The 12,059-nt window shown below is 62.0% G+C and carries 10 protein-coding genes; 9 read left to right on the plus strand and 1 reads right to left on the minus strand.

What is annotated here, in order from left to right; translation table 11 throughout:
* Nucleotides 1-132: 132 nt before the first annotated feature.
* The gene (locus KY494_RS23205) at nucleotides 133-1,365 is read right to left on the minus strand and encodes a DNA cytosine methyltransferase (protein ID WP_258194380.1); all 1,233 of its coding nucleotides are present in this window, start codon (nucleotides 1,363-1,365) and stop codon (nucleotides 133-135) included.
* Nucleotides 1,366-1,730: 365 nt separating this feature from the next.
* Between KY494_RS23205 and KY494_RS23210 the strand changes: the two genes are divergently transcribed.
* The 9 genes from KY494_RS23210 (at nucleotide 1,731) to KY494_RS23250 (ending at nucleotide 11,910) form a co-directional block, all read left to right on the plus strand.
* Nucleotides 1,731-2,150, plus strand: coding sequence for a very short patch repair endonuclease (locus KY494_RS23210; protein WP_258194975.1), 420 nt, complete (start codon nucleotides 1,731-1,733; stop codon nucleotides 2,148-2,150).
* Nucleotides 2,151-2,305: 155 nt separating this feature from the next.
* The gene (locus tag KY494_RS23215) at nucleotides 2,306-3,586 is read left to right on the plus strand and encodes a sugar ABC transporter substrate-binding protein (RefSeq protein ID WP_219888392.1); all 1,281 of its coding nucleotides are present in this window, start codon (nucleotides 2,306-2,308) and stop codon (nucleotides 3,584-3,586) included.
* A gap of 163 nt (nucleotides 3,587-3,749) precedes the next feature.
* Nucleotides 3,750-4,640, plus strand: a complete 891-nt coding sequence (locus tag KY494_RS23220; RefSeq protein WP_219136624.1) for a carbohydrate ABC transporter permease — start codon at nucleotides 3,750-3,752, stop codon at nucleotides 4,638-4,640.
* Nucleotides 4,628-5,455 carry a carbohydrate ABC transporter permease gene (locus tag KY494_RS23225; RefSeq protein ID WP_219136625.1) on the plus strand — a complete coding sequence of 276 codons (828 nt, stop codon included), beginning with the start codon at nucleotides 4,628-4,630 and terminating at the stop codon, nucleotides 5,453-5,455. Before KY494_RS23220 ends, KY494_RS23225 begins: the two co-directional genes overlap by 13 nt.
* A 14-nt stretch (nucleotides 5,456-5,469) precedes the next feature.
* Complete coding sequence (locus tag KY494_RS23230; protein WP_219888393.1) at nucleotides 5,470-6,510, plus strand: NAD(P)-dependent alcohol dehydrogenase; 1,041 nt, start codon at nucleotides 5,470-5,472, stop codon at nucleotides 6,508-6,510.
* Between the two features lie 2 nt (nucleotides 6,511-6,512).
* A complete protein-coding gene (locus KY494_RS23235) occupies nucleotides 6,513-7,649 on the plus strand; it encodes an ABC transporter ATP-binding protein (protein ID WP_219136627.1) in 1,137 nt (378 codons plus the stop codon).
* 30 nt (nucleotides 7,650-7,679) lie between these two features.
* A complete protein-coding gene (locus KY494_RS23240) occupies nucleotides 7,680-8,558 on the plus strand; it encodes an AraC family transcriptional regulator (RefSeq protein WP_219136628.1) in 879 nt (292 codons plus the stop codon).
* Nucleotides 8,559-8,594: 36 nt separating this feature from the next.
* Entirely contained in the window at nucleotides 8,595-10,070 is a 1,476-nt protein-coding gene (gene xylB / locus KY494_RS23245; RefSeq protein ID WP_219888394.1) for a xylulokinase, read from the plus strand.
* A 226-nt stretch (nucleotides 10,071-10,296) separates the two neighbouring features.
* On the plus strand, nucleotides 10,297-11,910 hold the full coding sequence (locus KY494_RS23250; RefSeq protein ID WP_219136630.1) for a methyl-accepting chemotaxis protein: 1,614 nt from the start codon (nucleotides 10,297-10,299) through the stop codon (nucleotides 11,908-11,910).
* Nucleotides 11,911-12,059: the final 149 nt, after the last annotated feature.

The raw sequence follows: 12,059 nt of genomic DNA on the forward strand, positions 1-12,059 counted from the left end.
GTTTGACCAGCATCGGTACCCTTTGTTTCCGGGGACGACGTTTTGTTAGGCGCTCTAAGATTCACACTTTCGAACAAGGTAGGGAAATCACGTGCATTTATGTGGTTTTCTTAGCATGCCGACGCGCACTTTTTACTCTCGCAAAAGTGCGCATACTCCGCGCGCCATCACTGCCGCCAACTTCACCGGAACCGCATTGCCAAGCTGGCGCATGGTCTCAGACCATGTGCCTTCAAATATAAAATTGTCAGGAAAGGTCTGAATGCGTGCTGATTCTCTGACAGTAAAATACCTAACCGAGCCGTCTGTTCGGCGTAGCATATTTTCACCGCCAGGTACTCCATGATCACCTGCTTTGAGCGCCTTTGCTGGTTCATCAATTGAGCTTCCCGTATGTCCTGCATAAGCTCTTGCGCCTGGCTGAAAGCGATGTGCTTGCACTAACCCTAACGCCTTTGTAGAGGATATCTCGGGATCGGGAAGGTCGGAGATGGCGTCTCTGACGGTTTGCCAGGCAATCATGTTGGCACCGTAATCAGCATCCAATATTTTTTGTATCTTTTTATCGATGCCATCGGGCCGTGGCGGACGGTTTTTTGACGCAACGCGGTGACGTTCCCAGTAGCTTCCGTTTGCCCATTTTGTCAGCACCAGCGCATCACTGCTATGTGTCTCTGCTGGAAAGTCCCAAGGCTTGTGAACATCAGCCCTGAAACCAACAAAGAAAATTCGCATGCGCTTTTGTGGTACACCATAATTGGCCGCATTGACCAGACGGTGATAGACATGATATTCGCTCGTAGCTCCCTTGGCCTTGTATTTTTGCAGCCTCACCAAGTGGTCTGTCCACAGCTCTTTCGTTTTGGCGATTTGTGAGGGGAACTCAAGTTGCAGCAAGATGTAGTTGAAGTAGTCGGCGAATGCGGCACGTTTTAGGCCTTGTACATTTTCAAAGGTGAACGCGCGCGGTCTGGCCTCTCGGACAGCACGTATCGCTTGTGGGAACATATCTCTCTCGTCGAGAAATCCACCGTGCTTTCCGCCCATGGAAAAAGGTTGGCAAGGTGGACCTCCGGTGATCAAATCGATATTGTTATGATTTTTATAGTTAAAATCACGTACGTCGCCCTCTGTGACATCGGGCCAATGACTGATCGGTTCCACCTGCTGAAGCTTATTATTGCGCAAGGTATTGCACGCATGGCTGTTCCATTCTACAACCGCGCGATGCTGAACATCATTGCTGGAAAAACCAAGCGCCAACCCTCCCGCCCCTGCGAATAGCTCAATTGACTCAATGATACGAGTGCTTGTCACTAATGTGTCTGACGGGACTAAGAGGGCGGGCGTGTTATACATGGTCATTTGGAGTGGCTGAAGCGATGCTGCTTTTTCGGGACATTACTGATTCGATGTGGTTGATGGCAACTACCACTCACGCCTGTATGCGAAGGTGTGTATGGCAACTGCTGTTGGATACATTTAAGTAGTGCGGCAGTATAAAGCAAGGAACAGAAGAGGAACAAACCGATGGAAGCAGCTCCACTTTAGATGCTTTAAAATCAACTTTTCCGCATGACTCATTATACTGTGTTTTTGTACAGTATTCAATGGCCTGATTTGTACTATTCAAAGTACCCTTGAAAATACTAGGAGTGGCACTATTTCTGCACGGTTTCATGAGGTGCATTATGGTTGATACTATAGATCAGCCATCGCGTAGCAGAGTGATGGCGCGGGTCAAGGGGAAAAACACTGGACCAGAGTTGATGGTTCGAAAGATGGTTTTTGCAGCAGGATATCGTTATCGGATCCATGTCGAAAATCTTCCGGGCTCCCCAGATTTGACGTTTCCTGGTAGGAAAAAAGTCATCTTCGTGCATGGATGTTTTTGGCATCGGCATGAGGGCTGTGATTTGGCTCGCATGCCTAAGTCACGTATTGATTTTTGGTGCTCAAAATTAAGTGGAAATAAGTTACGTGACGCACGAACAGTCGAGGCCTTACGTGGGTCCGGATGGGATGTCATGGTGGTGTGGGAGTGCGAGCTTCGTGATCCTGAGAGCGTAGCGAGAGCAATACAGATATTTCTCGGCGCACCTGGTCAGCTGGCATTGCAGAATTCCAGAGGTGAGTCTCCAGGCAACTGAGGATATGCCGACTGTCGCTGATCCGCAGGCTGATGAGGCTGACTGAAAAAAAGTATTTAGAAAGCAGTGCCTTTTGTAGTGGTGGCGCGCAGTCTTTGTTTTTATAGTTGCTTCACCGGTGGAAAACCACCGGACTATAAAAATGGAGACTCGTGATGAAAATCGTTACTGCTATTGCATGGGGCGGCGTTATGTCCGCCGCCTGCCTGTCGATGTCGGCGGCCTCGGCGCAAAGCTGCTCGGTGCCCGTGCTCAAGGTGCTGGCGCAAAAAAGCCTGGGGCTGACGGTGATGGAAAAGACCCTGGCCGAGTATGAAAAGAAGAACGGCACCAAGGTGCAGATCAGCTATTTCGGCGAAAACGACCGCCGCTCGAAGGCCAGGCTCGACGCTTCGACCAGGGCCGGCTCTTACCAGATCTATTACATCGACGAAGCCAACGTGGCCGAATTCGCCACGGCCGGCTGGGTCGTTCCCCTGCTCAAATACCTGCCCAAGGACGCCGATTACGAGGACTTCCTGCCGGGCCGCCGCGCCGTCGCTTCCTACAAGGGCGTGGCGTATTTCGCGCCCCTGATCGGCGGCAGCGACTTCCTGTTCTACCGCCGCGACTTGCTGGAAAAGGCCGGCATCGCCGTGCCCAAGACGCTCGACGAACTGGTCGCCGCCGTGAAAAAACTGAATAATCCGCCCAATGTTTACGGCTGGGCGGCGCGCGGTCAGCGCGGCTCGGGCATGAATGTCTGGCGCTGGGCGCCGTTCATGCTGGCCGCCGGCGGCAAATGGGAAAACAATGGCGTGCCCACTTTCAATTCGCCGCAGGCCGTCAAGGCGACCACCCTGTACCGCGAGCTGTTCAAGTATTCGCCGCCGGGCGGCGCCACTTACGACTGGAGCAATGCGCTCGAAGCATTCAGGTCCGGCAAGGTGGCCTTCATGATCGAGTCGACGCCGTTCGCCGACTGGATGGAAGACCCGAAAAAATCCTCGGTGGTCGACAAGGTCGGCTATGTGCGCCCGCCATCGCCGCTGCCGTCGGCCGCTTACGGCCACGGCCTGGCCATCTCCGCCACGGGCGCGAAGGATGAATGCACGCGCCAGGCGGCCGGCAAGTTCATCGCCTGGGCCACGGGCAAGGAGCAGGAACAGGCGCGCCTGAAGGACAACGTCTTCAGCGACTACAACCGCAGCAGCACCATCGCCAGCGAGTACTTCCGCAAGCACGTCAAGCCGCAGATCCAGGCGGGCCTGACGGACACCACGCCGGTCTCGCGCGTCACCATCTGGCCCAGCCCCGAGTGGCCGGACATCGGCGACAACCTGGGCGTCGTGTTGGAGGAGGTGTTTACGGGCACGCGCGGCGACGTGCAGAGCGCGCTCGATGAGGCCAACGAGTACGCCACCGAAGTGATGCAGCGGGCTAGTAAACGCAAATAAGCCGGTAGTACTGTTCCAACCCCCGACGGCGAAAGGCTGGGGTCGGTCGCTTCGCGATCGGATTGCGCCCCACTGGGGCGCAATCCCCCGTCGGGTCCGACCCCGGTATTCGCCTTGGGGTTAAAGCCAGCGCCTGCCTATCCTCGCCTGAAAGCTGATCCTTATGCCACACTCCATCCGTAAAAAACGCCATACCTGGCTGCCGGCCGTGTTTCTCACCCTGCCGCTGCTGGTCCTGCTGATCCTGGGCCTGGTGCCCAGCATCGCCGCCATCAACCTGGCCTTGCAAAACCGCGTGCTGCGCTACAGCGACAGCGAGTACGTGGGCTTGGCCAATTTTCTCCGCCTGTTCGGCGACCGCCGCTTCCTCAATGCCGTGCAGGTGTCGGCCATCTGGGAAGTGGTCACCGTGGCCGGCTCGCTGGTCGTCGGCGTGCTGCTGGCCGTGTTCCTGTTCGAGAGGATCAAGGGCCGCACGCGCGATCTTCTCGCCCTGCTGCTGATCGTGCCGGTGCTGCTGCCGCGCGTCTCGGCCGCCTTCATCTGGAAGTTCATGTATTCGCCCCTGATGGGCATTTTGAACTGGCTGCTCGAATGCGTGGGCCTGGGCGGCAGCGCCTTGCTGTCCGACCCCGCCACGGCGCTGTATGCGGTGGCGCTGGTCGACATCTGGCAGTGGGGCCTGTTCTTCGGCGCCGTCATCCTGAAACTGCTGGAGACGCTGCCCACCGAACCGCTGGAAGCGGCGCGCCTCGATTACGCCGGCACCCTGCAGGTGTATGCGTATATCGCGCTGCCGATGCTGAAGGTGCCCATCATGAGCCTGGTGTTCATCAAGATGGTCGAGTCGCTGCGTTCCTTTGACCTGATCTACGTGATGACCAAGGGCGGCCCCGGCATCGCCACCGAAACGCTGGACATGTATGCGTATGCGCAAGGCATCGGCCTGATGGGCAAGGTCTCGTATGCGTCCAGCATGGCCGTGCTGATGATGCTGGCCACGACCATCATCTTTACTTTACTCTGGAAGCGGGTCGCCAAATGGGAAAACTGACTATGACGCGCGGCCTGGGCGCCGTCGCCACCACCGCCGTCACCACCTTGATCGTGCTGGTGGCGCTGTTTCCCATCCTGTGGGCCGTGCTCAATTCCTTCAAGGAGCTGATGGACATCGTCACGCCCGTGCCGCGCTTTTTCTTCAGCCCGACGCTGGCCAATTACCAGCAGGTGCTGGCCAGCCCGGAAGTGCTGACGGGCCTGGGCAACAGCGTGGCCATCGTCGGCCTGGCCGTGCTTGCCGGCGCCGTGCTGGGCGTGCCGGCCGCGTATGCGATCGCCCGCTATCCGATCCCGGCGAAGAAGGATATCCAGTTCTTCCTGCTCTCCCTGCGCTTCCTGCCGCCGGTCGCCGTCGCCATTCCCCTGATCTCGATCTGGATCGACCTGGGCCTGTACGACTCGCGCCTGTCGATGGTGGTGACGTATCTGCTGGTGACCCTGTCGACCATCATCTGGCTGTCGATTCCCGCCTTTGCCCGTATCCCGAAAGAGATCGAGGAGGCGGCGGCGCTGGACGGCTACAGCCCTTACCAGGTGTTCTGGCACGTGGCCCTGCCGGTGGCCTCGAAGACCCTGATGGGCGGCATCGTCTTCAGCTTCGTGCTGGTCTGGAATGAGCTGATGATCGCGCTGGCGCTCACCTCGTCGAAAAGCATGACCCTGCCCGTGGTGGCGTCGGCGTTTACCTCGATGGGCCAGGAAGTGCCGTGGGGCGTGGTGAACGCGTCCACCGTGCTGCTGGCGCTGCCGCCACTGCTGTTCGTCGGCATCCTGGGGCGGCTGCTCAACTCCATGCTCAAACATAAATAAACAAGGAAACCATCATGCAAGCACTCGTACTGGAACAGGCGGAAAAAATCACCTTGCGCGACATCGACATGCCGCTCGTCGTCGGCGCGCGCGACGTGAAAATCAAGATACACACGGTGGGCATCTGCGGCAGCGATGTACATTACTTTAAACATGGCAAAATAGGCCCCTTCGCCGTCGAAGCGCCGATGGTGCTCGGCCACGAAGCTTCCGGCGTGGTGGCCGAAGTGGGCGCGGAAGTCACGCACCTGACAGTGGGCGACCGCGTGTGCATGGAACCGGGCGTGCCGCGGTTCGATTCGCCAGCCACCATGCGCGGCCTGTACAACCTGGACCCGGCCGTGCGCTTTTGGGCCACGCCGCCCATCCATGGCTGCCTCACGCCGTATGTGGTGCACCCGGCCGCGTTCACCTTCAAACTGCCCGATGACGTCAGCTTCGGCGAAGGCGCCATCGTCGAACCGCTGGCCATCGGCCTGCAGGCGGCCAAGAAGGCGGCCATCAAGCCGGGCGACGTGGCCGTGGTGATCGGCGCCGGCACCATCGGCGCGATGACTGCGCTGGCGGCGCTGGCGGGCGGCTGCTCGCGCGTGATCCTGGCCGACCTGGTGCCGGAAAAACTGGCGCTGTTCGCCGATAATCCGGCCGTGACCACGCTCGACGTGCGGCATGCCAGCCTGTTTGATAGCGTGCGCGAGCTGACGCAAGGCTGGGGCGCCGACATCGTCTTCGAGGCCAGCGGCAGCATGCGCGCCTACGACAACATCATCGACCTGCTGTGCCCCAACGGCTGCCTGGTACTGGTCGGCATGCCGCCCGAAAATGTCCCTTTTGACGTCGTCGCCATCCAGGCCAAGGAAGCGCGCATCGAGTCCGTGTTCCGCTACGCGAACATCTTCCCGCGCGCCATCGCGCTGCTGGCCTCGGGCAAGATCGACGTGAAGCCCTTCATCTCGCGCACCTTCGACTTCGCCGACGGCGTGCGGGCGTTCGAGGAGGCGGCCAAGGGCCACCCGCGCGACGTCAAGATACAAATTGAACTGGCGGGAGACTGATCATGGCAAATATCGCCTGCAGGCAGTTGCACAAGACTTATGACCACAAGACCGCGGTGCTGCAGCCGTTCGACCTGGAGATAGACGACGGCGAGTTCATCGTCCTGCTGGGGCCATCGGGCTGCGGCAAATCGACCTTGCTGCGCATGGTCGCGGGACTGGAAGACATCAGCGGCGGCGAGCTGCTGATCGGCGGGGCCGTCGTCAACGACTTGCCGCCGCGCGAGCGCAATGTGGCGATGGTATTCCAGAACTACGCGCTGTATCCGCACATGACGGTGTACGACAATATCGCCTTCGGCCTGCGCCGCCTGAAGGTGCCGAACGACGAGATCGAGCGCCGCGTGCGCGAGGTGGCGGCCATCCTCAGCCTGGACAGCCTGCTTGATCGCAAGCCGCGCGCCATGTCGGGCGGCCAGCAGCAGCGCACGGCCATCGCGCGCGCCATGATCAAGACGCCGCAGGTATTCCTGTTCGATGAACCGCTGTCGAACCTGGACGCCAAGCTGCGCGCGCAGCTGCGCGCCGACATCAAGCGCTTGCACCGCCGCCTGCGCACCACCACCCTGTACGTGACGCACGACCAGTTGGAAGCCATGACCCTGGCCGACCGCGTGGTGCTGATGAAAGGCGGGCATATCGAGCAGATCGGCACGCCGGCCCAGTTGTACAACCATCCGCGCACCCTGTTCGCGGCCGGCTTCATCGGCACGCCGGCCATGAATTTCATCGACGGCGTGATCGAGAGCGACGGCGCGCGCACCCTGCTCATTTGCTCCGGCTATCGCTGGCCATTGACGTCGCCCCGTTTCGCGGCGCTCAAGTCGGGCACGCGGGTGGTGTTCGGCTTGCGCCCGAATCACTTGCGCGCCGCCACGCCGCAGGATCAGCAGCCTGGCGGCGGCGCAAGCCATGGCCTGGCGTGCGTGATCGACCTGGTGGAATTGCTGGGTGCGGAAGCGCTGATCAGCTTCCAGTGCGGCGCACTGACCCTGTCGGCGCTGCTGCCGGCGAACGCCGCCAACAGCGCGGCCCAGGTGGGCCAGATGCTGGCGCTGGCCTTCGACGAAGAACACATCCATCTGTTCGATGCCGACACCGAGCTGGCCCTGGCGGTAAGTGCTGAAGTATTAGAATAGGCACCACCGAGACTGTGCAAGGGAACCGCCGTGACGCCTGACCTGGAACTGATCCACAAACCGATACACGAATCGTTTCGCGCGTGGGCGCACGGCTATCCGCATGTGGTGGCGAAATGGCATTTCCATCCCGAGTACGAACTGCACATCATCACCACGTCGACCGGCAAGTTCTTTGTTGGCGACCATATCGGCAGTTACGCGCCGGGCAACCTGGTGCTGACGGGGCCGAACCTGCCGCACAATTGGGTCAGCGAGCTGGCCGAGGGCGTGAGCCTGCCCGCGCGCGACCTGGTGCTGCAGTTTTCCGGTGAATTCATCGACCGCTGCGCGCTGCTGTTCCCGGAAATGGGGCCCCTGAAAACCCTGCTGGGCGAGGCGGGCAGGGGCTTGCAGTTTCCCGACGCGCTGGGCTTGCGCCTGGCGCCGCTGATGTTCGAGCTGACGACGGCGCAAGGCCCGCGCCGGGTGGAACTGTTCGCGCGCCTGTTCGGCGAGCTGTGCGACTGCCGCGAACGCCGACCTCTGGCCAGCGTCACCTATCTGGCGCAGGCGGGGCGCTACATGTCATCGACCATCAACCTGGTGCTGGCGTATATCAAGCAGAACATCACGCTCGATTTTTGCGAGCAGGACGTGGCCGACGTGGCGGAAATGAACACGCTCAAGTTCACGCGTTTCTTCCGCAAGCATACGGGCACCTCCTTCATCCATTACGTGAACCAGGAGCGCATCGCGCTGGCCTGCGAGCTGCTGATGAATACCGACATGAAGGTCACCGATATCTGCTACCGCACGGGCTTTAACAATCTGTCCAATTTCAACCGCCAGTTCCTGGCCCACAAGCGGATGTCGCCGTCGAAATTTCGCTCCTGCCTGCACATGAACATGCCCGAGTCCTTCCCCTGACGGCCGGCTTTAATCACTTTTATACATGGAACCATCGTGACATATCTCGGTATCGATATCGGCACTTCCGAAGTCAAGGCCATCCTGACCGACGACGCGCAAACCATCCTCGCCAGCAGCGGCGTGAGCCTGCGCGTATCGAGTCCCCATCCCGGCTGGTCGGAGCAGAATCCGGAGGACTGGTGGCACGCCACGCTGGACGTGATCGCGGCCATCCGCAGCGCCCAGCCGGTGGCGTTTTCCGGCTTGCGCGGCATCGCGCTGTCGGGCCAGATGCATGGCGCCACGCTGCTCGACAAGCAGCAGCACGTGCTGCGCGCGGCCATTTTGTGGAACGATACGCGCGCCTTTGCCGAGTGCGTGGAACTGGAAGCGCTGGTGCCCGAGTCGCGCGCCATCACGGGCAACCAGGCCATGCCCGGCTTCACGGCGCCCAAGCTGCTGTGGCTGCAAAAGTACGAACCGTCGCTGTTTCGCGCCATCAGTAAAGTCCTGCTGCCCAAGGATTACGTGGCGCTGCGCCTGACGGGCGACTGCGTCTCCGACATGTCCGACGCCTCCGGCACCCTGTGGCTGGACGTGGCCAAACGCGACTGGTCCGAGCGCATGCTGGCGGCGACGGGCCTCTCGCGTGAACACATGCCGCGCCTGGTCGAAGGCAGCCACGCCGCCGCGCGGATACGCCCGGCGCTGTGCCAGGAGTGGGGCATCGCGCATGCGGTGGTGCTGGCCGGCGGCGCGGGCGACAATGCCGCCGCCGCCGTAGGCCTGGGCGTGGTGGAAGCGGGCGCCGGCCTGCTGTCGCTGGGCACCTCCGGCGTGCTGTTCGCCGGCAGCGATGGCTTCGCACCCAATCCGGGGCAGGGCGTGCATGCGTTCTGCCATTGCCTGCCCGGGCGCTGGCACCAGATGAGCGTGATCCTCAGCGCCGCATCCAGCCTCAGTTGGGTGGCGCGGCTGACGCAGTCGTCCGACATCGGAGAGTTGGTGACGCTGGCCGAAGGCGTGGAAGCGCGCACGGCGCCGATCTTTTTGCCCTACCTGAGCGGCGAGCGCACGCCGCACAACGACGCCACGGCGCGCGGCGTGTTTTTTGGCTTGTCGACGGAGCATGGGCGCGCGGAACTGGCCTACAGCGTGATGGAAGGCGTGGCCTTTGCCATGGCCGACGGCAATGCGGCCCTGCGCAGCGCCGGCACGCAGCTGGAAGAAGCGTCGTTCGTCGGTGGCGGTTCGCGCAGCCGCTTCTGGGCCCAGCTGTGCGCGAATGCGTCGGGCCTGAACGTGCTGCGGCACGACCATGGCGTGGCCGGCGGCACCCTCGGCGCGGCGCGCCTGGCGCAGATGGCGGTGACGGGCTTGTCGCCCGCGCAGGTGTGCACGCGCCCGCCCGTGCAGGAAACGATCGCGCCGCAGGCATCCGCCATGCTGGACGAGCGGCTGGCGCGCTACCGGCGTTTGTACCCGCTGCTGCGCGAAGAGTTCGCGGGTGCGGCCGCGGCGGCGCGCTAGCGTTGCCAACAAGATTGCCGGCCCGACCATGCTGCGAGCCCGGCAATATGGCCAGACAGTCAACCTTCCCGTGTAATTTGTTGTTTCTGTGCTGAAAGTGTTTCTCTAACGAAAGCACCGCTTGGTTTTTTACGGGGCGCGCCGCATGATTTCTCTATTTGGTGAGAAATGGATAGATTTGGCGGCGCCTTTGTTGCCATCCTGTTCTTGCCGCCGGGAGAAACACATGCAACTCGCGAATCTGAAAATCTCCGTCCGCCTGGGTTTGTTGGGCGCCTTCTTCTTTCTTGCGCTGGTGTTCGTTGGCGTGCGCGGCTGGAGCGCGCTCGATGCGGCCAGCGCGCGCAGCACGGAAGCCATGCAGCGCTCCGTGGCCCTGACGGAAGCGGTCGACGCGGCGCGCAGCGCGCAGGTGGAATTCAAGATCCAGGTGCAGGAATGGAAAAACATCCTGCTGCGCGGCGGCGATGCGGCCGCCTTCCAGCGCTACCGCGAAGCGTTTGTCGCCAGCGGCGCGCAGACGCGCAAGGAACTGGCCGGCTTGCAGGCGATGATGGCCGCGTTGAAACTCGATACGGCGCCCGTGGCGCAGGCCTTGCAGGCGCACGACGCGCTGGGCGTGAGCTACCTGGCGGCGCTGCAGCAGTATGACGGCGCGCGTGCCGACAGCGCCCACACGGTCGATGCGCTGGTCAAGGGCATGGACCGCGAACCGACGCGCCAGATCGACGCCATCGTCGCCACTATCGGCAAGCAGTCGCACAGCCTGATGGCGCAGATGAAGGAGCAGGACACGGCCGCGCACCGCAGCGCCAGCATCGCCATGCTGGCCACCGTGCTGGTGACGCTGGTCGTGGGGTCAATCACCGTGTGGTGGCTGATCCGCAGTATCACGGTGCCGCTGGGCGCGGCCGTCGGCATCGCCCAGCAAGTGGCGGCCGGCGACTTGCGCGCCGTGGTGGCCGACAGCAGCCGTGATGAAATCGGCGACCTGCTGCGTGCCCTGAAGGCGATGAGCGGCAACCTGGCCGACATCGTGGGACGGGTGCGCGCCGGCACGGACTCCATCGCCACGGCGTCGGGCGAAATCGCCAGCGGCAACATGGACCTGTCTTCGCGCACGGAGGAGCAGGCCAGTTCGCTGGAAGAAACGGCCGCCGCGATGATCGAGCTGACCTCCACCGTACGGCAGAATAACGACAACGCGGACCAGGCGCGCCAGCTGGCCGGCGGCGCGTCCGACGTGGCGCAGCGCGGTGGCGCGGCCGTGGCGCAGGTGGTGCAGACCATGAGCCATATCAATGCCTCGTCGAAGCGCATCGTCGACATCATCGCCGTCATCGACGGCATCGCCTTCCAGACGAATATCCTGGCCCTGAATGCGGCCGTGGAAGCGGCACGCGCGGGCGAGCAGGGACGCGGCTTCGCCGTCGTGGCCAGCGAAGTGCGCAGCCTGGCGCACAGGTCGGCCGCGGCGGCCATGGAAATCAAGCAGCTGATCGGCGAATCCGTGCGCACGGTGGAAGAAGGCAGCGTGCTGGCGGGCCAGGCGGGGCGCACGATGGACGATGTGGTCAGCAGCGTGCAGCGCGTGAACGCCATCATCGGCGAGATCGCCGTGGCCAGCGTGGAGCAGCGCGACGGCATCGAGCAGATCAGCATCGCCATCAGCCAGATGGATGGCGTGACGCAGCAGAATGCGGCCCTGGTGGAGCAGGCCGCCGCCGCCGCGGACGCGCTGCAGCAGCAGGCGGCCAGCCTGGCCGACGCCGTCAGCATCTTCAAACTGCATGCGGTTCCCGGCGTGGCCGCGCCGACCCGGAGACTGTCGCTGACCTGACGCAGGCCCGCCCCGCGCCGCTTGATGCCAGTCAAGCGGCGTCCGATCAGGCAAATATCGCGCCGAAATTCTTATACTATTTCCTTTCCGCATGGATCTGCGCCCGGCCGCATGGCGCGCGTTGCAAAGGAAACCCATGTTCTTCACTT

The sequence above is a fragment of the Janthinobacterium sp. PAMC25594 genome (genome assembly GCF_019443505.1).
Classification (GTDB): Bacteria; Pseudomonadota; Gammaproteobacteria; order Burkholderiales; family Burkholderiaceae_D; genus Janthinobacterium.

Bases quoted from the DNA above. Each gene is read 5' to 3' on its own strand.
- KY494_RS23220 (WP_219136624.1), top strand. From the start codon at position 3,750: ATGCCACACTCCATCCGTAAAAAACGCCATACCTGGCTGCCGGCCGTG.
- KY494_RS23235 (WP_219136627.1), top strand. From the start codon at position 6,513: ATGGCAAATATCGCCTGCAGGCAGTTGCACAAGACTTATGACCACAAG.
- KY494_RS23225 (WP_219136625.1), top strand. From the start codon at position 4,628: ATGGGAAAACTGACTATGACGCGCGGCCTGGGCGCCGTCGCCACCACC.
- KY494_RS23250 (WP_219136630.1), top strand. From the start codon at position 10,297: ATGCAACTCGCGAATCTGAAAATCTCCGTCCGCCTGGGTTTGTTGGGC.
- KY494_RS23205 (WP_258194380.1), bottom strand. From the start codon at position 1,365: ATGACCATGTATAACACGCCCGCCCTCTTAGTCCCGTCAGACACATTA.
- KY494_RS23215 (WP_219888392.1), top strand. From the start codon at position 2,306: ATGAAAATCGTTACTGCTATTGCATGGGGCGGCGTTATGTCCGCCGCC.
- KY494_RS23210 (WP_258194975.1), top strand. From the start codon at position 1,731: ATGGCGCGGGTCAAGGGGAAAAACACTGGACCAGAGTTGATGGTTCGA.
- KY494_RS23230 (WP_219888393.1), top strand. From the start codon at position 5,470: ATGCAAGCACTCGTACTGGAACAGGCGGAAAAAATCACCTTGCGCGAC.